Source organism: Luteimonas sp. MC1572, from assembly GCF_016615815.1.
GTDB lineage: Bacteria > Pseudomonadota > Gammaproteobacteria > Xanthomonadales > Xanthomonadaceae > Luteimonas.
Window position 1 is genome coordinate 733,708 of record NZ_CP067112.1, and the last position, 18,991, is coordinate 752,698.

13 protein-coding genes are annotated in these 18,991 nt (G+C 69.7%); 12 read left to right on the forward strand and 1 reads right to left on the reverse strand.

The features are described from left to right. The first annotated feature begins 125 nt into the window (after positions 1 to 125). The 3 genes from JGR64_RS03390 to murD are packed head-to-tail and all read left to right on the forward strand — an operon-like array spanning position 126 to position 5,504. Positions 126 to 2,729 carry a bifunctional aspartate kinase/diaminopimelate decarboxylase gene (locus JGR64_RS03390; protein WP_199375115.1) on the forward strand — a complete coding sequence of 868 codons (2,604 nt, stop codon included), beginning with the start codon at positions 126 to 128 and terminating at the stop codon, positions 2,727 to 2,729. Next, the gene (murL, locus tag JGR64_RS03395; protein WP_199375116.1) at positions 2,726 to 4,084 is read left to right on the forward strand and encodes a UDP-N-acetyl-alpha-D-muramoyl-L-alanyl-L-glutamate epimerase; all 1,359 of its coding nucleotides are present in this window, start codon (positions 2,726 to 2,728) and stop codon (positions 4,082 to 4,084) included. Before JGR64_RS03390 ends, murL begins: the two co-directional genes overlap by 4 nt. Beyond that, a complete protein-coding gene (murD, locus tag JGR64_RS03400; RefSeq protein ID WP_199375117.1) occupies positions 4,065 to 5,504 on the forward strand; it encodes a UDP-N-acetylmuramoyl-L-alanine--D-glutamate ligase in 1,440 nt (479 codons plus the stop codon). The genes murL and murD overlap by 20 nt, the downstream gene beginning before the upstream one ends. On the opposite strand, the gene JGR64_RS03405 is transcribed toward murD, so the two are convergent. Further along, positions 5,501 to 6,517, reverse strand: coding sequence for a polyprenyl synthetase family protein (locus JGR64_RS03405; RefSeq protein ID WP_199375118.1), 1,017 nt, complete (start codon positions 6,515 to 6,517; stop codon positions 5,501 to 5,503). The two genes, murD and JGR64_RS03405, sit on opposite strands and share 4 nt — an antisense overlap. Positions 6,518 to 6,685: 168 nt before the next feature. On the opposite strand from JGR64_RS03405, the gene ssb reads away from it, so the two are divergent. The 9 genes from ssb to JGR64_RS03450 all read left to right on the forward strand — a co-directional run bounded on the left by ssb (position 6,686) and on the right by JGR64_RS03450 (position 18,975). Continuing rightward, entirely contained in the window at positions 6,686 to 7,177 is a 492-nt protein-coding gene (gene ssb / locus JGR64_RS03410) for a single-stranded DNA-binding protein (protein ID WP_199375119.1), read from the forward strand. A 43-nt stretch (positions 7,178 to 7,220) separates the two neighbouring features. After that, on the forward strand, positions 7,221 to 8,276 hold the full coding sequence (rfbB, locus tag JGR64_RS03415) for a dTDP-glucose 4,6-dehydratase (RefSeq protein ID WP_199375120.1): 1,056 nt from the start codon (positions 7,221 to 7,223) through the stop codon (positions 8,274 to 8,276). Beyond that, positions 8,273 to 9,160, forward strand: a complete 888-nt coding sequence (rfbA, locus tag JGR64_RS03420; RefSeq protein ID WP_200649755.1) for a glucose-1-phosphate thymidylyltransferase RfbA — start codon at positions 8,273 to 8,275, stop codon at positions 9,158 to 9,160. Before rfbB ends, rfbA begins: the two co-directional genes overlap by 4 nt. Continuing rightward, entirely contained in the window at positions 9,157 to 9,714 is a 558-nt protein-coding gene (rfbC, locus tag JGR64_RS03425; RefSeq protein ID WP_199375171.1) for a dTDP-4-dehydrorhamnose 3,5-epimerase, read from the forward strand. Before rfbA ends, rfbC begins: the two co-directional genes overlap by 4 nt. Further along, complete coding sequence (gene rfbD / locus JGR64_RS03430) at positions 9,711 to 10,616, forward strand: dTDP-4-dehydrorhamnose reductase (protein ID WP_199375172.1); 906 nt, start codon at positions 9,711 to 9,713, stop codon at positions 10,614 to 10,616. The genes rfbC and rfbD overlap by 4 nt, the downstream gene beginning before the upstream one ends. A gap of 86 nt (positions 10,617 to 10,702) precedes the next feature. Further along, positions 10,703 to 12,691 carry a prolyl oligopeptidase family serine peptidase gene (locus JGR64_RS03435; protein WP_199375173.1) on the forward strand — a complete coding sequence of 663 codons (1,989 nt, stop codon included), beginning with the start codon at positions 10,703 to 10,705 and terminating at the stop codon, positions 12,689 to 12,691. Positions 12,692 to 12,778: 87 nt separating this feature from the next. Beyond that, complete coding sequence (locus JGR64_RS03440) at positions 12,779 to 14,749, forward strand: S9 family peptidase (RefSeq protein WP_199375174.1); 1,971 nt, start codon at positions 12,779 to 12,781, stop codon at positions 14,747 to 14,749. Between the two features lie 76 nt (positions 14,750 to 14,825). Further along, positions 14,826 to 16,793 carry an oligopeptide transporter, OPT family gene (locus tag JGR64_RS03445; protein ID WP_199375175.1) on the forward strand — a complete coding sequence of 656 codons (1,968 nt, stop codon included), beginning with the start codon at positions 14,826 to 14,828 and terminating at the stop codon, positions 16,791 to 16,793. Between the two features lie 118 nt (positions 16,794 to 16,911). Further along, positions 16,912 to 18,975 carry a S9 family peptidase gene (locus tag JGR64_RS03450; RefSeq protein WP_199375176.1) on the forward strand — a complete coding sequence of 688 codons (2,064 nt, stop codon included), beginning with the start codon at positions 16,912 to 16,914 and terminating at the stop codon, positions 18,973 to 18,975. Positions 18,976 to 18,991 lie beyond the last annotated feature (16 nt).

Below are 18,991 nucleotides of genomic sequence, written 5' to 3' on the forward strand. Positions count from 1 at the left end.
CTGCGCGGGGCGCGACAGTGTAGCTGCGGCCCCGTGCAACCACCTGTCCGCGCCGGCGTGGCCGCACCCGCCACCAACGCCTAGAATCGCGGATCGCGCCCGCCGTCCCGGGCAAGCCCACCGCCATGCCCAACATTCCCGAATCCGCCCGCTGGATCGTGCTCAAGTTCGGCGGCACCTCGGTGTCGCGCCGCGAGCGCTGGGACACCATCGGCCGCCTGGCCAGCAAGCACGCCGCCACGGACAGCCGCGTGCTGGTGGTGGTGTCGGCGCTGTCCGGCGTGACCAATGCGCTCGCCGCGATCGCCGACGGTACGGCCGACGCCGCTGCGCAACTGGAAGCGCTGGAAGCCCGCCACCGCGATTTCGCCGTGGCGCTCGGCCTCGATCCCGACACCGTGCTCGCCGACCGCCTTGGCGCACTGCGCACGCTGGTTGCCGAGCAGCGTGCCAGCACCCGTCCGCTGGACTGGCAGGCCGAGCTGCTGGCCCAGGGCGAGCTGCTGTCGTCGACGCTGGGCGCGGCCTACCTGCGCGCGCAGGGCCTGGACTTCGGCTGGTGCGATGCGCGTGACTGGCTGCAGGCGGTCGCGCTGCCCAACCAGAACGAGTGGGCGCGCCGGCTGTCGGTGACCTGCCGGCGCGAGGTCGGCGGCGACTGGCGCAAGCGATTCGCCGCGCAACCAGGCGCGATGCTGCTCACCCAGGGATTCATCGCCCGCCACGAGGATGGCGGTACCGCGGTGCTTGGCCGCGGTGGCTCGGACACCTCCGCCGCGCACTTCGGCGCGCTGCTCGGCGCCAGTTGCGTGGAGATCTGGACCGACGTGCCCGGCATGTTCAGCGCCAATCCGCGCGAGGTGCCCGATGCGCGCCTGCTCACGCGCCTGGACTACGCCGAGGCGCAGGAAATCTGCACCACCGGTGCCAAGGTGCTGCACCCGCGCGCCATCAAGCCCTGCCGCGATGCCGGCGTGCCGATGGCGATCCTGGACACCTCGCGCCCCGAACTCCCGGGCACGCGCATCGACGGCAGTGCCGCCACCGTGCCGGGCGTCAAGGCGATCAGCCGCCGCGACGGCGTGGTGCTGGTGTCGATGGAAACCATGGGCATGTGGCAGCAGGTCGGCTTCCTCGCCGACATCTTCGAGTGCTTCCGCCGCCACGGCCTGTCGGTCGACCTGATCGGCTCGTCGGAGACCAACGTCACCGTGTCGCTGGACCCGAGCGAGAACCTGGTCAGCACCGACGTGATCGCGCGACTCTCCGAAGACCTCGCGCGCAGCTGCCGGCTGAAGGTGATCGCGCCGTGCACCGCGATCACCCTGGTCGGGCGCGGCATGCGTTCGCTGCTGCACAAGCTGTCGGACGTCTGGGCCACCTTCGGCCGCGAGCGGGTGCACCTGGTTTCGCAGTCGTCCAACGACCTCAACCTGACCTTCGTCATCGACGAGGCTGATGCCGAGGGCCTGCTGCAGGAACTGCATGACGCCCTGATCGCCAGCGGTGCGATGCCGGTGCGCGAGCCCGGTGTGTTCGGGCCGCGCTGGCGCGAGCTCGACGGCACGCTGAGGCGGCGCCCGGTGCCATGGTGGGCTTCGCGGCGCGCCGAGCTGCTCGCGCAGGCCGCGCAGGGCACGCCGCGCTATGTCTACGACGCGGACACGGTGCGCGCCCGTGCCCGCGCGCTCGCCGCGGTGGCGCCGGTCGACCTTCGCTACTTCGCCATCAAGGCCAATCCGCATCCGCAGCTCCTGCGGCTGCTGGTCGAGGAAGGCTTTGGCCTGGAATGCGTGTCGGCCGGCGAACTGGCCCACGTGTTTGCCGCGGTGCCCGGGCTCGATCCGGCGCGCGTGCTGTTCACGCCGAGCTTCGCGCCGGTGACGGAATACGCGACCGCATTCGAACTGGGGGCCACGGTCACCCTTGACAACGTGGAAGCGCTGGAGCGCTGGCCGGAGGTGTTCCGCGGGCGTGCGCTGTGGCTGCGCGTGGACCTCGGGCGCGGCGAAGGCCACCACGCCAAGGTGCGCACCGGCGGGATCGCCTCCAAGTTCGGCCTGCAGGTGGAGCGCATCGAGGCCTTCCTCGCCGCGGCGCGTGCGCTCGACGTGCGCGTCACCGGCCTGCACGCGCACCTCGGCAGCGGCGTGGACACCGCCGGCCACTGGCGTGCGGTCTGCGACGAGCTCGGCGGCATTGCCGGGCGCATCGGCAGCATCGCCACCATCGACATCGGTGGCGGGCTGCCGGTGCCGTACCGCGACGACGAGGAGCCGTTCGACCTCGACGCGTGGAGCGCGGGCCTGGCCGAGGTCAAGGCCGCGTACCCCGGCTACCGCCTGGCCATCGAGCCCGGCCGGTTCCTGGTCGCCGAATCCGGCGTGCTGCTGCTCACCACTACCCAGTTGGTGGAGAAGGGCGGCATCCGCCGGGTCGGCGCCGACGCCGGCATGAACGCGCTGATGCGTCCCACCCTGTACGACGCCTGGCACGACATCCACAACCTGTCGCGCGATGACGCCGCCGACATGGTCGAGTGCGACGTGGTCGGGCCGATCTGCGAATCCGGCGACGTGCTCGGCGAGCGGCGCCTGCTGCCGCGCGGCACCGCGCCCGGCGACATCCTGCTGGTGTCCGATGCCGGCGCCTACGGCATGGCGATGGCCAATACCTACAACCTGCGCGCACTGCCCACCGAGGTGGTGCTGACGGAGAGCAAGCAATGAGTGTCGTGTTCGATCGCGCAGCGGTGCGCTGTTTCCGCTTCGTCGGCTGTGGCTTCGATCCGGCCACCGGCATCGCAAGGCTGCGCTATGCCTTCGACGACGGTCCGGAGCTGGTGGAGACCGTGACCCTGCCGGGCGCGCCGTTCGCGCTTGACGCGGCGCGCGCGGAGGCGGTGGAGAAGGCGCTGCGCCTGCTGCACCTCGTCGCCGGCGTGAGCTACTACAAGGCCGCGGTGCCGGACGACATCCGCATCGACGGCTATGGCATCGACGACGCCACTGCGAGCCTCCTCGAAGAGATCTACCTGCAGGGGCTCGGCGAGTTCGCGTACCGGAACGGCCTCGACCTGCACGGCAGGATCCGGTTTCCACGGACGTCCGATGCCGGCGGCGCGGCGGCAGCGGTCGGCCTGCGCCGCCACGCGCTGGTCGCGATCGGCGGCGGCAAGGATTCGCTGGTGTCCATCGAAGCGCTGCGCGCCGCCGGCGTCGAACAGACAGTGTCCTGGGTGGGCGGGTCGCAGCTGATCCGCGCCTGCGCCGAGCGCACCGGGCTGGCAACGCTCAACATCCAGCGCCAGCTGGCGCCGGAGCTGTTCGAGTACAACCGCCAGGGCGCCTGGAACGGCCACATCCCGGTGACCGCGATCAACTCGGCGATCCTGGCGCTGTCCGCGCTGGTGCTCGACGCCGACCAGGTAGTGTTCTCCAACGAGCGCTCGGCGAGCTACGGCAGCCTGATCGAGGGCACCGGCGAGGTGAACCACCAGTGGTCGAAGGGCTGGGCGTTCGAGCAGGCCTTTGCCGCGTACCTCACCCGACACGTCGCCGCCGACCTGCGCTACTACTCGCTGCTGCGCCCGCTGTCGGAGCTGGCCGTGGCGCGGCAGTTCGCGCGCATCGACCGCTACGACGCCTGGTTCTCCAGCTGCAACCGCAATTTCCACCTGCTCGGCGAGCGCCCCACCAGCCGCTGGTGCGGGGTGTGCCCGAAGTGCCACTTCGTGTTCCTGGCGCTGGCGCCGTTCATGCCCAAGCCGCGGCTGGTCGGCATCCTCGGGCGCAACCTGCTCGATGATCCGGCGCAGATCCCCGGTTACGACGCGCTGATGGAATACCACGACCACAAACCGTTCGAGTGCGTAGGCGAGGCGCGTGAGTCCCGCGCGGCGATGGCGGCGCTGGCGGCGCGGCCGGAGTGGCGCGAGGACGCGGTGGTGGCACGCTTCCGCAGCGAGATCCTGCCGCGGCTGGATGCGCGCGAACTGGCCATCGAACCGCAGCTGGTGCCCGACAGCGAGCACGGCATTCCCGACGCGGTCTGGAGCCGCCTGCATGCGCATTTCGCAGCTTGACGGGCGCCGCGTCGCGCTCTGGGGCTGGGGCCGCGAAGGCCGCGCCGCGTACCAGGCGCTGCGCGGCCGCCTGCCCGGACTCGCGCTGACGCTGTTCTGCGAGGCGCCCGAAGTCGCTGCGGCCACCGCGCCGGGCGACCCGTTGCTTGCGGTCGAGACCGACGCCAGTGCGGGCCGCCTCGCGTCCTTTGATGTCGTGGTGAAGTCGCCCGGCATCAGCCCCTACCGTCCGGAGGCGCTGGTCGCCGCGCACGCCGGCACCGCCTTCATCGGTGGCACCACGCTGTGGTTCGGTGAGCAGGCTGGCGCTAGCGGCATCGCACGCGGCGTGGCCTGCGTCACCGGTACCAAGGGCAAGAGCACCACCACCGCGCTGCTCGCGCACCTGCTGCGCGCCGGCGGCACGCGCACCGCGCTGGCCGGCAACATCGGCGTGCCGCTGCTGGAACTGCTGGACGCGCGCGCCGACGCGTGGGCGGTGGAGCTGTCGAGCTACCAGACGCGCGACGTCGCCGCCAGCGGCGTGCGCCCGGATGTGGCGGTGGTGACCAACCTGTTTCCGGAACACCTCGACTGGCACGGCAGCGAAGACCGCTATATCGAGGACAAGCTGACGCTCGTCATGCAGGCGCGGCCGCGCGTGGCGGTGCTCAATGCCGACGATCCGCGGCTGGCAGTAGTCGGCGCACGGCTCGATCCGGCCACCGAGGTGCGCTGGTACGGGCGCGCCGACGGCTGGCACCTGCGCGGCGATGTCGTGCATCGCGGCGAGGCGGCAGTTCTGGATGGGCGCGACGTGCCGCTGCCGGGCCGCCACAACCTCGGCAACCTGTGCGCGGCGCTGGCGGCGGTCGAGGCGCTGGGCTTCGACGCGGTCGCGCTGGCCGGTGCGGCGCGCGGCTTCCGCCCGTTGCCGCACCGGCTGCAGCTGCTCGGCGAGCGCGGCGGCGCCACCTGGGTCAACGATTCGATCAGCACCACGCCACACGCAAGCCTCGCCGCGCTCGAGGTCTATCGCGATCGCCGCGTCGCGCTGCTGGTCGGCGGCCATGACCGCGGCCTCGACTGGTCCGACTTCGCCGCCGTGATGCGCACGCGCGCGCCGGCGGTGGTCGTGGCGATGGCCGCGAACGGCCCGCGGATCCACGCGCTGCTGGCGGAGGTGGCCGTGGAAGGCGGCTTCGACCTGCGCCAGGCGTCCGATCTCGCGACCGCGATGGATCAGGCGCGCGCGGGGCTTTCGCTCAGCACACGGCCTGCGAGTGGCGACGTGGTGCTGCTGTCGCCCGGTGCGCCGAGCTTCGGCGCGTACCGCGACTACACCGAGCGTGGCCGCGACTTCGCGCGGCTGGCGGGTTTCGATCCGGATGCGATCACCGCCATCCCGGGACTCGGCATCGCCGCGGGCAACGCGGCCTAGGTGGTGCGGTCCACCGCGTAGCGGGCGAGGCCGCGCAGTGCGGCGACCGCTTCGTTGTCTTCGAGGCCGGCGAGCGCCGCCTCGGCGCGCGCGGCGTACACGCGGGCGCGGTCGATGCTGTACTCGAGGCCGCCGCTGGCGTGGATCGCCGCGACCACGTCTTCCAGCGCCGCCACGTCGCCGTGCTCGACGATCGTGCGCAGCCGCGCGCGCAGCGCGTCATCGGCATGCGCCATGGCGTGGATGAGTGGCAGGGTCATCTTGCCTTCGGCGAGGTCGTCGCCCAGGTGCTTGCCCAGCGTGGCCTCGTCGGCGCTGTAGTCGAGCACGTCGTCGGCGATCTGGAAGGCCAGGCCGAGGTTCAGGCCGTAGTCGTGCAGGCGCTGCTGCACGTCGTCGCCGGTGCCGGCCAGCAACGCGCCCAGGCGCGTGGCCGCGGCGAACAGGATCGCAGTCTTGCGCTCGATCACGTGCAGGTAGGCGGCTTCGTCCACGTCCGGGTTGCGCACGTGCAGCAGCTGCAGCACCTCGCCCTCGGCGATGCGGTTGGTGGTGTCGGCGAGGATCTCCTGCACCGGCATCGAGCCGAGCTCCACCATCAGCTGGAAGCTGCGCGAGTACAGGAAATCGCCGACCAGCACGCTGGCGGCGTTGCCCCAGACCGCGTTGGCGGTGCTGCGGCCGCGGCGCAGGTCGGATTCGTCGACCACATCGTCGTGCAGCAGGGTGGAGGTGTGGATGAACTCGACCACCGCGGCCAGCTGGTGGGCATCCGCGCCCTGGTGGCCCAGGGCACGCGCGGCGAGCAGCAGCAACATCGGGCGCAGGCGCTTGCCGCCGGCGGCGATGATGTGCTCGGCCACCTGGTTCACCAGCACTACGTCGGACGCCAACCGGCGCCGGATCAGGGCGTCCACCGCCGCCATGTCCGCGGCCGCGAAGGCCTGGATGGCCGGCAACGGCAGGGCGGGGAGGGCGTTTTCGGGGGAGGCCTGGGTTGGCTTGGAGTCCATGTCGTGGGCGCTGCGGAGGTCGCGCATTATAGGCGGCCCGTCCCCCTGCCGCGGCCACGCGGGGTTTCCCCACCCGGGCGCGGGGGTCGGTCGGATGGCCGCGGGGCCACGGGTATACTCACCCTTTCCGTCCGCCAATCCCGGCGGAGAGCGCAAGGAACCAGACCCATGGCCCGCGGCATCAACAAGGTCATCATCGTCGGCAACCTCGGCAACGACCCCGACGTGAAGTACACCCAGAGCGGCTCCACCATCACCACCATCAGCGTGGCGACCACCGAGGCGTGGAAGGACAAGCAGACCGGCCAGCAGCAGGAACGCACCGAGTGGCACCGGGTGAAGTTCTTCGGCCGCCTGGCGGAGATCGCCGGCGAATACCTCAAGAAGGGCCGCCAGGTCTACATCGAGGGTTCGCTGCGCACCGACAAGTACACCGGCAAGGACGGCGTCGAGCGCTACACCACCGACATCATCGCCAGCGAGATGCAGATGATGGGTGGCGTTGGCGAGGGCGGTGGTGGCGAGCGTGGCCCGCGCCCGCAGCGCCAGGAGCAGGGGGACGCACCGCGTCGCCAGGGTCCGCCGGCGGCGGCCGGTGCCGGTGCTGGCGCGCAGGCGCCGTTCAATGACGATTTCTCGGACGACGACATCCCGTTCTGAACCAGTCCGGCGTCCCCCGCCCGCTTCCAGGAGAACCACCAGCGTGACCACTTGGCTTGTCACCGGCGGCGCCGGTTTCATTGGCGGAAATTTCGTGCTCGAGGCCGTCGCGGCCGGCGTGCGCGTCGTCAACCTCGACGTCCTCACCTATGCCGGCAACCTCGACACGCTGGCGTCGCTCGACGACAACCCGGCACACACCTTTGTCCAGGGTGACATCGGCGACGGCGCGCTGGTCGCGCGCCTGCTCGCCGAGCACCGGCCCGACGCGGTGGTCAATTTCGCCGCGGAAAGCCACGTCGACCGCTCGATCGACGGCCCGGCCGCCTTCGTGCAGACGAATGTCGTCGGCACGCTGGCGCTGCTGGAAGCGGTGCGTGATTACTGGAAGGCGCTGGACGGCCCGGCGAAGGACGCGTTCCGCTTCCTGCACGTTTCCACCGACGAGGTCTACGGCACGCTGGGCGACACGGGGCTCTTCACCGAGACCACGCCCTACGCGCCAAATTCGCCATATTCGGCGACCAAGGCGGCATCGGATCATCTGGTGCGCGCGTTCCACCACACCTACGGGCTGCCGGTGCTGACCACCAACTGCAGCAACAACTACGGGCCGTACCACTTCCCCGAGAAGCTGATCCCGCTGGTGATCGCCAAGGCGCTGGCCGGCGAGCCGCTGCCGGTGTACGGCGACGGCAAGCAGGTGCGCGACTGGCTGTTCGTCACCGACCACTGCGAGGCGATCCGCACGGTGCTGGCCAAGGGCCGCGTGGGGGAGACGTACAACGTCGGCGGCAATGCCGAGAAGCAGAACATCGAGGTGGTGAAGACCATCTGCGCGCTGCTCGACCAGCGCCGCCCGCGCGCGGACGGCGAGCCGCGTGAATCACAGATCGCCTATGTCGCCGACCGCCCCGGGCACGACCGCCGCTATGCGATCGATGCTTCCAAGCTGCGTGACGAACTGGGCTGGACGCCTGCCTACAGCTTCGAGCGCGGCATCGCCGAAACGGTCGACTGGTACCTCGACAACCAGCCCTGGGTGCAGCGCGTGCTCGACGGCAGCTACCGCCTCGAGCGCATCGGGGCCGCGGCATGACGTCGCGCCGCGGCATCATCCTGGCCGGCGGATCCGGCACCCGGCTGTATCCGATCACCCAGGCGATCAGCAAGCAGCTGCTGCCGGTGTACGACAAGCCGATGATCTACTACCCGCTGAGCGCGCTGATGCTCGCCGGGATCCGCGAGGTGCTGATCATCAACACCCCGCACGAGCAGGCGCTGTTCCAGCAGCTGCTCGGCGACGGCTCGCAGTGGGGCATGGACATCCACTACGCGGTGCAGCCGAGCCCGGACGGACTGGCGCAGGCCTACCTGATCGGCCGCGACTTCGTCGGCGGCAAGCCGAGCTGCCTGGTGCTGGGGGACAACATCTTCCACGGCCACGGCTTCACCGAGGTCCTGAAGCGCGCCGACGCGCGCCAGCACGGCGCCACGGTGTTCGGTTACTGGGTGAGCGATCCGGAGCGCTACGGCGTGGCCGATTTCGACGCCGACGGCAAGGTCGTGGGACTGGAGGAGAAGCCGGCCAAGCCGCGTTCCAACTACGCAGTCACCGGGCTGTACTTCTACGACGGCCGCGCGAGCGATTTCGCGGCGTCGCTCACGCCGTCTGCGCGTGGCGAGCTGGAGATCACCGACCTCAACCGCTGCTACCTCGACGAGGGCGCCCTGCACATGGAGCAACTGGGTCGCGGCTATGCCTGGCTCGACACCGGCACCCACCAGTCGCTGATCGAGGCCTCGAACTTCATCGAGACCGTCGAGGCGCGCCAGGGCCTGCGCGTGTGCTGCCCCGAGGAGATCGCCTGGACCAACGGCTGGATCGACGATGCCGACCTCGAGCGCCTTGCCGCGCCGCTGGCGAAAAACGGCTACGGCCAGTACCTGCTGTCGCTGGCGAAGCGCGGAGTAGTGCGGTGAAGGTCATCGAGACCCCGTTGCCGGGCTGCGTCGTGTTCGAGCCGCAGGTGTTCGGCGACGAGCGCGGATTCTTCTTCGAGTCCTTCAACAGCGACAAGCTCGCAGCGCACGGGCTCAAGCCCGCGTTCGTGCAGGGCAACGTGTCGTCGTCCACGCGCGGCGTGCTGCGCGGCCTGCATTACCAGTGGCCCAAGCCGCAGGGCAAGTACGTGTCGGTGATCGAAGGCGAGGTGTGGGACGTGGCGGTGGACATCCGCCGCGGCTCGCCGACGTTCGGCCAGTCGACCGCCGTGCTGCTGAGCGCGGAGAACCGGCGCCACTTCTGGATTCCGGAGGGCTTCGCACACGGCTTCGTGACGCTGAGCGAGCGCGCCGTGTTCACCTACCTGTGCACCGCCACCTATGACCGCGACGCCGATGCCGGCATCCGCTGGAACGACGCCACGCTCGCGATCGACTGGCCGGTGTCGGAACCCGTGCTGTCGGACAAGGACGCGCGCGCGCCGTTCCTGGCGGACGTTGCCGAAGAGCGGCTCCCGGTCTACGCACCGTGAGGCTGCTGCTGCTCGGCGCCAACGGGCAGGTGGGCCATGCGCTGCGCACCGCGCTGGCGCCGCTGGGCGAGTTGGTGTGCACCACGCGCAGCGGAACGCTTGCCGATGGAACGCCGGCGGAACGCGCCGACCTCGACGACCCGGCGTCACTGCCGCCACTGGTCGCGCGGCTTGCGCCGGATGTCGTGGTGAACGCGGCGGCCTACACCGCGGTCGATCGCGCGGAACAGGAACCCGCCATCGCGTTCCGCGCGAATGCCGAAGCTCCGGGTGCGTTGGCGGAGGCCTGCGCGCGCAGTGGTGCACTGCTGGTCCATTACTCCACGGATTATGTGTTCGACGGCACCGCCACGCAGCCCTACCGCGAGGGTGATGCCACCTCGCCCCTGGGCGTGTACGGAGAAAGCAAGCTTGCAGGCGAGCACGCTGTGCGTGCCGCGGGCGGCCGGAACCTGGTGCTGCGCACCGCGTGGGTCTACGGCGCCCACGGGCAGAATTTCATGCGCACCATGCTGCGGCTCGCGGCCGAACGCGATGAGTTGCGCGTGGTTGGCGACCAGGTGGGCACGCCGACGTCGGCGCGCCTGATCGCCGCGGCTACCGCGCGCGCGCTCCAGGCGGTGCCAGGAAGCTCGGGTCTGTATCACCTCACTGCCGTGGGGCGGACCAGCTGGCACGGATTCGCCGAGGCGATCGTGGCCGGCGCGTACGCCCGGGGCCTGCTGAAGGCCATGCCGCGCGTCACCGCGATCACCACCAGCGACTACCCGACGCCGGCCCGCCGCCCTGCGTGGTCGTGCCTGGACACGGCCGCATTCAGCGCCGCGTTCGGCATCGCACTTCCGGACTGGAGGCACGCGCTTGACGCGGTTCTCGACGAAATGGTGGCAAGCGCGTCCTGAGTGCGGGACGATGTGTCGCGGTCGTGGGGAGCACGGCCGTCGCGGCGCCGGAGGCGTGCGCGGTCAACACCACAGGGGACTGCACCATGATCAGATTCGCCAGGGCCGCTTGCATCGCGGTCACGCTGATGGCCGCGTCGTCGCTGGCCGGGGCCACCACGCGCAGCGTCGACGTGGACGGCTTCATCAAGCGCGACGCCTTCACCCAGATCAAGATTTCGCCGACGGGCGAGTATTTCGCCGCCACCGTGCCGATGGCCGATCGCACCGCGCTCGTAATCCTGCGCCGGAGCGACAATGCGCTGCTTGCCAGCGCCAACCTGGGCCGCAACAAGCACGTGGCGAACTTCTGGTGGGCCAGTGACGGCTACGTGCTGTTCAGCGGCGCCGAGAAGATCGGCGAGCTCGACCGGCCGCAATCGACCGGCGACATCTATGCCACCAGCATCAACGGCAAGACCGATATCCTGGTCGGGCAGAGCGTCGCGGTGATGGGCCTCGGCAGCAACATCAGGCCGAAGAAGATCGAGCGGGTCGCAGCGCACATGGTCGACACGCTGCGCGACAGCGAAACCGAGGTTCTGGTCTCGGTGCAGCCGTTCACACAGGATCCCTTCACGCGCGTCGACAGGATGAACATCGTGACCGGGCGCCGCACCCCGGTGGCAAGGGCGCCGGTGCGCAATGCAAGCTTCCTGACCGACCACGCCGGTGAAGTGCGCGTGGCGAATGGCTTGCACACCGACAATGCCCGGCGCCTGTACCTGCGCAAGGGCAAGGGCGATGAGTGGACCCTGGTCAACGACGAGACGACCAGCAACCGCATCGACTGGCCGATCGGCTTCTCGAACGACAACCTCACCCTCTACCTGCAGTCCGAGCGCGACGACGGCCCGGATGTGATCGTCGCGTACGACGTCGCCAGCGGCGCGCGCAAGGAGGTGCTGCGCGACGACAACCGCGATCCGTCGTCGATCATCTTCAGCATCACCAACGATGCGCCGGTCGGCGTGCTGTACGAGGACGGCAAGGCGCGTACCGCGTTCTTCGATCCGGCCTCGAGCGACGCCCGCCAGTACCGCAGCCTGGAAGCCGCGTTCCCCGACCACTCGCCGCTGGTCACGTCGCAGACCAAGGACGGCAAGCTCACCCTGGTGCAGGTCTCCAGCGACCGCAACCCGGGTGACTACTACCTCTTCGACACCGAGGGCAAGACCGCCGCGCACGTCCTGAGCCGTCGTGCCGGGGTCGACCCGGAGCAAATGGCCGAGGTGCGCCCGATCACGCTGAAGGCACGCGACGGGTTGGCGCTGACCGGCTACGTCAGCATCCCGCACGGCTCGACCGGCAAGGACCTGCCGATGGTGGTGATGCCGCATGGTGGTCCGTACGGCATATACGAAAGCTGGTTCTTCGACACCGACACGCAGCTGCTGTCGGCCGCGGGCTACGCCGTCCTGCGCCTGAACTACCGGGGTTCGGGCAACCACGGCCGTAGTTTCCAGCAGGCCGGCGCGCGTGAATGGGGCGGCAAGATGCAGGACGACCTGACCGACGCCACCCGTTGGGTCGTGGCGCAGGGCATCGCCGACGGGAACCGCGTTTGCATCCACGGAGTCAGTTACGGTGGCTATGCCGCTCTGATGGGCGTGGCAAAGGAACCGTCGCTGTACAGGTGCGCTTCGGGCTACGTCGGTGTCTACGACCTGCCGCTGATGCAGGCCGCGGACGGCCGCGACAGCAAGCGGCTGGGCAACTGGTCGAAGGACTGGGTGGGCGATGATGCCGCGGCGCTGGCCGCGGCGTCGCCAAACCGCATCGCCGACCGCATCAAGGTGCCGGTGTTCCTGGCGGCGGGCGGCGAGGACGAGATCGCGCCGATCGAACACAGCCGCAGGATGGAAAAGGCGCTGGTGGCCGCAGGCGTTCCAGTGCAGACCCTGTATTACGCCACCGAGGGCCACGGCTTCTACGTCGAGGAGAATCGGCGCGAGTACTACACCCGGCTGCTCGCGTTCCTTGGCGCGCACCTGGGAGGTGCCACGGCAGGACCGTCATCGGCCGGGGCGAAGTAGTCCGCGGAATCGGCTGACGCCCGGCCGCGTGGAGCGGCCGGGCGTACGCATGGAAGCGCGCAAGATGAAAAAAAATCGGGGGAAACAATGATTCGATTCGTGAAGACGGCCGTGGTTGCGGTCGCCCTGTTGTTCGTGTGCATGCCGGCGACGGCCGTCGACCTCGACGCCTTCGTCCGCACCGACGCGTTCCACCAGATCAAGATCTCCCCGACGGGTGAGTACCTGGCCGCGACGGTTCCGCTGGAAGACCGCACCGTGCTCGTGATCCTCCAGCGGTCCGACCACAAGCCCGTGGGCGGTGCGAACCTGGGCCGGAACAGGCATGTCGCCGGCTTCTGGTGGGCGACCGACGACCGCCTCGTGTTCAGCGGTTCGGAAAAGATCGGCGCACACGACGCGCCACGCCTCACCGGCGACCTGTACGCGGTGAGCGCGGATGGCAAGGGCGCGGAGATCCTGGTGGGCCAGAGTCTCCAGGTCAAGGAGACCGGCAGCAACATCAAGCCCCGGAAGATGGAGCATGTCGCCGCGTTCCTCGTCGATCCGTTGCTGGACAATCCCAGGGAAGTGCTGATCTCGGTACAGAAGTTCACCGAGGACCCGTTCACGACCGCCGAGCGCCTCGACATCTACAGCGGGCGGCGCGTGCGTGTGGCACTTGCCCCGGTGCCGCGCGGCACCTTCGTGGCCGACAAGGCGGGCCAGGTACGGGCCGTCATCGGGGCAGGTATCGACAATGTCTCCAAGCTCTACCTGCGCAGCGGCAGCGGCGATGAATGGAAGCTGCTCAACGACGAAGCCACCAGCCAGCGGATCGAGTTCCCGCTGGGATTCTCCGATGACGGCAGCAAACTGTTCCTGCAGGCGGAGCATCCGACCGGGCCGGACCGGATCGTCAGTTACGACGTTGCCACCGCGGAGCGCAAGACGCTCCTGGTGGACGACGTGCACGACCCGGAAGAGATCATCTACAGCATTGCCACGCACGAGCCGGTCGGCGCGCTTTACCTGGACGGCAAGCCGCGCACGGAATTCTTCGACGCCCAAAGCGCCGATGCGCGGCAGTACCGAGGCCTCGAAGCGGCGTTCCCGGGCGAGTCGCCGATCATCACCTCGAAGACCCGGGACGGCCGCTACACGCTTGTGCGCGTGGTGAGCGACCGGAACCCGGGTGACTACTTCCTGTTCGATACCGTAAAGAAGGACGCCGCGCGCATCATCAGCCGGCGCGAATGGCTGGATCCCGCCGCGATGGCCGAGTCCAGGCCGATCACGCTGGCCAGCCGGGATGGCCTGCGGCTCACGGGCTACGTGACGTTGCCGCCAGGTTCCGAAGGGAACGCGCTGCCGATGGTGGTGCTGCCGCATGGCGGTCCGTTCGGCATCCATGAAGAGTGGCAGTTCCACGACGGCAGCCAGTTGCTGGCCGCGGCGGGCTACGCGGTGCTGCGCATCAACTTCCGCGGTTCCGGCAACCACGGTCGCGCGTTTGAACAGGCCGGCGCGCGCGAGTGGGGCGGCAAGATGCAGGACGACCTCACCGACGCGACCCGCTGGGCTGTCCAGCAGGGCATTGCCGACCCCGCCCGCATCTGCATCTACGGCGCGAGCTACGGCGGCTATGCGGCACTCATGGGTGCGGCCAAGGAGCCTGACCTCTACAGATGCGCGGTGGGCTACATCGGCGTCTACGACCTGCCGATGATGCACGCGCGTGGCGACATGCAGCGGCGCGGTTCCGGCGAGACCTACCTGCGCGAATGGATAGGTGACCCGGAGTCGCTCGCGGCGGTCTCGCCGAGCCGCCTCGCCGACAGGATCAAGATCCCGGTGTTCCTTGCCGCCGGTGGCGAGGACGAGCGTGCGCCCATCGAACATTCCAGGCTGATGGAGCGTGCGCTGAAGCAAGCGGGCGTGCCGGTGGAAACGCTCTACTACAAGTCCGAAGGTCACGGGTTCTACGTCCAGGCGCATCGCCGGGAATTCTACGAGCGGCTGTTGGCGTTCCTCGACAGGCATATCGGCGAAGGCAGGGACGTGGCAACGGCGGAGTGACGCCGCTGGACGCCGCTGGACGCCGAACCGGTGCACCTAGTAGCGTGGCAGGACTTCGCATGGAGAATCCAGCCAGATGGGCGAACACAAGCACGGGGCCGTCCCGCAGTTGACCTTCCGCGCGGTGCTTCTGGCGATCATCCTCGCCGTGGTGCTGTCGGCCGCCAACGCCTACCTGGGCCTGTTCGCGGGCCTGACCATCGCCACCGCGATCCCGGCGGCGGTGGTGTCGATGGGCGTGCTGCGCCTACTCGGTGGCGGCACGATCCTCGAGAACAACATAGTGCAGACCGGCGCCTCCGCCGGTTCGTCGATCGCGGCGGGCGTGATCTTCACCATTCCGGCGCTGATCATCCTCGGCTACTGGGACACGTTCGAGTACTGGTGGGTGCTGGCGATCGCCGGCCTCGGCGGCCTGCTCGGCGTGCTGTTCTCGGTGCCACTGCGGCGCACGATGATCGTCGAGGATCCACTGCCGTTCCCCGAGGGCAAGGCCGCGGCCGAGGTGCTCAAGGCCGGCGAGAACCCGGGGCCGGGGCTCAGGATCCTCGCCATGGCCGCGGGCATCGGCGCCCTGGTCAAGGTCGCCGCCGAGAGCGGCATGCGCATGATCCCGGACAACGCGGTGGCGTCGGGCTTCATGGGCAAATACCTGGGCTACATGGGCACCAACCTGTCGCCGGCGCTGCTGGGCGTGGGCTACATCGTGGGCCTCAACATCGGCATCGTGGTGCTGTCGGGCGCGATCCTGTCCTGGAACATCGCGATCCCGATCTACCACGCGTTCTTCCTGGGCAGCGACCCGGTGCTGGCCGCGCAGCTCGCGGGCGCATCGGCGGCTGACGCGGCCGGCGCCATCTGGTCGACCAAGATCCGCTACCTCGGCGTCGGCGCGATGCTGATCGGCGGCATCTGGACGCTGTTCTCGCTGCGCAAGTCGCTGCTGTCGGGCGTGAAGAGCGGCATCGCCGCCGCGCGCAAGGGCAGTGGCGAGGCGGTGGCCGAGACTGACCGCGACCTGCCGATGAAGTGGATGCTGATCGCGCTGCTCCTGTTCGTGATCCCGCTGCTGGTGCTGTACCAGGCCATCGTCGGCAACTGGTTCGTCAGCGTGCCGATGACGATCATCATGATCGTGGCCGGCTTCCTGTTCGTGTCGGTGTCGGCGTACCTGGCGGGCCTGGTGGGTTCGTCGAACAACCCGGTCTCGGGCATCACCATCGCCACCATCCTGTTCGCGGCGGCGGTGCTGGTGATCCTGCTTGGCCGCGACTCGCCGGTCGGCGCGGTGGCGGCGATCATGATCGGCGCCGTGGTGTGCTGCGCGGCGGCGGTCGGTGGCGACAACCTGCAGGACCTCAAGGCCGGTTACATCGTCGGCGCGACGCCGTGGAAGCAGCAGCTGATGCTCGGCATCGGTGCGTTTTCCTGCGCGCTGATCATGGCGCCGGTGCTCAACCTGCTGGCGCAGGCCTACGGCATCGGCGCGCCCACTCCGGAGCAGCCGCAGTCGCTGGCCGCGCCGCAGGCCACGCTGATGGCCTCGGTGGCCAAGGGCATGTTCGGCGGCGAGCTGCCCTGGGACATGATCGCGATCGGCGCGGGCGTCGGCGCGGCGATCATCGCCTTCGACGAGTGGCTGAAGTCGCGCGCCTCGACCTTCCGCGTGCCGGTGCTGGCGGCAGCCATCGGCATCTACCTCCCGATCGAGCTGATGGTGCCGATCTTCCTCGGCGGCGTGCTGGCCTGGCTGGTGGAGAACAAGCACGGCGTGCATCCGCACGACGAGGCGGCGCGCGACAGGATCCACCGCCCGGGCACGCTGTTCGCCGCCGGCCTGATCACCGGCGAGGCGCTGATGGGCATCGCCATCGCAGTGCCTATCGTGGTCACGGAGCGCGCGGACGTGCTGGCGGTGTCCGAGGCGCTGCACTTCAACCAGTGGGTGGGGCTGGCGGTGCTGGCGGTGGTGGCCTGGCTGCTCTACCGCAGCGGCGCCAGGCAGGACACCACGGCCGCGCCGGTGGAGCCCGGACCCGTCTGACTGGCACCGGCGGGTGCGCGCCAGGCCGCACGGGTGCGCGCGGCGTGCGACGTCCGGCCTTTGCGCCGGCCGCCGCCGCCGCCTACCATCGGGCCTTTCCGTTCCGGAGTCCCGATCCATGCTGCGAACCGCCCTGTTGCCCCTGTGCCTGCTGGCCGCGTTGCCGGTGGTGGCCGACGCCCGCGGGCTCGAGGCTCGCGACCTGGTCGCGCTCGATCGCGTGTCCTCGCCCACGCTGTCGCCCAACGGCACGCAGCTGGTGTTCGCGCAGCGTTCGGTCGACCTGGCCGCCAACACGTCGACCACGGCGCTGTACGCGCGCAATCTGGTGACGCGTGACAACGCGCCGCCGCGGCGGCTCACGCCCGAGGGCTGGAACGTCAATTCGCCGGGCTTCTCGCCGGATGGCGCCACCGTGTACTTCCTGAGCGCGAAGAACGGGTCGCAGCAGCTGTACGCGATCGGCCTGGACGGCGGCGCGCCGCGCCAGCTCACCGGTTTCGCGCTCGACGTCGGCACCTACCACGTGTCACCCGACGGCCGCCGCATCGCGTTCAGCGCCGACACCTTCGGCGACTGCGCGGCCGATTTCGCCTGCACGCAGAAGCGCCTCGACGAGCGCAAGGCGGCCAAGACGTCCGGCGTGCTCTACGACCAGCTGTTCGTGCGCCACTGGGACACGTGGAACGACGGCCGCCGCAACCGCCTCTTCGTGGCCGACCTGCCGACCGGCAAGGCCGGCCCGGTCGCGACCGCGGTGGCCATCAGCGGCGCGCTCGATGGCGACGTCCCCGGCAAGCCGTTCGGCGGCGCCGAGGATTACAGCTGGGCGCCCGACGGCGGCAGCGTCGTGGCCAGCGTCAAGGTCGCGGGACGCGAGGAGCCGTGGACCACCAACTTCGACCTCTATCGCCTGGCCGTCGACGGCCAGGCGGCGCCGGTCAACCTCACCGCCGACAACCCCGCCTGGGATGCCGGCCCGGTGTTCAGCGCCGATGGCAAGACCCTGTTCTACCGCGCCATGAAGCGCCCGGGATTCGAGGCCGACCGCTACGCGCTGATGGCACTCGACCTGGCCAGCGGCGAACGCCGCGAGATCGCCCCCAACTGGGACCGCTCGCCGAGCCAGCTGGTGCCTTCCGCCGATGGCCGCACGCTCTACGTGGCCGCACAGGACACCGGCGACTACCCGCTGTTCCGCATCGACGTGGCCAGCGGCGACGTCGCGAAGCTGGTGGGCGATGGCACGGTGTCGTCGTTCGCTCTCGCCGGTGACACCTTGGCCATCGGCCGCAACACCATCGCGACCGGCGACGTGATCTACACCACCACGCTGGATGCGCAGGCGCTGCGCGCCATCACGCCGACCGCGACCGAGCGCCTGCCGGGTGTCGACTTCGGCGCCTACGAGCAGTTCTCGTTCAAGGGCGCCAAGGGCGCGACCGTGCACGGCTACGTGGTCAAGCCGTGGAACTTCGAGGAAGGCAAGACCTATCCGGTCGCTTTCCTGATCCATGGCGGGCCGCAGGGCAGCTTCGGCAACGGCTGGAGCTACCGCTGGAACCCGCAGACCTATGCCGGCCAGGGCTATGCCGTGGTCATGATCGACTTCCACGGGTCCACCGGCTACGGCCAGGCGTTCACCGATGCCATCAGCGGCGACTGGGGCGATGCGCCGCTGGTCGACCTGCAGAAGGGCTGGGCCGCGGCACAGAAGCAGTACGGCTTCCTCGACGGCGACAATGCCTGCGCGCTGGGCGCCAGCTACGGCGGCTACATGGTCAACTGGATCGCCAGCCAGTGGAACGCGCCGTGGAAGTGCCTGGTCAACCACAACGGCGTGTTCGACACCCGTTCGATGGGCCTGGTGACCGAGGAGCTGTGGTTCAGCGAGTGGGAGAACGGCGGCACCGTGTTCGAGAAGCCCGAGGCCTACGAGCGCTACAACCCCGCGCGGCACATCGACAAGTGGCGCGTGCCGATGCTGGTGGTGGCCGGCCAGAACGACTTCCGCGTGCCCCTCGACCAGAGTCTGTCGACGTTCACCGCCCTGCAGCGCCAGGGCATCGCGTCGCAGCTGCTGTACTTCCCGGACGAGAACCACTGGGTGCTGAAGCCGCAGAACAGCGTGCTCTGGCACGACACCGTCAACGCCTGGCTCAAGCAGCACATCGGCGACTGACCCACCTCATGCGCGC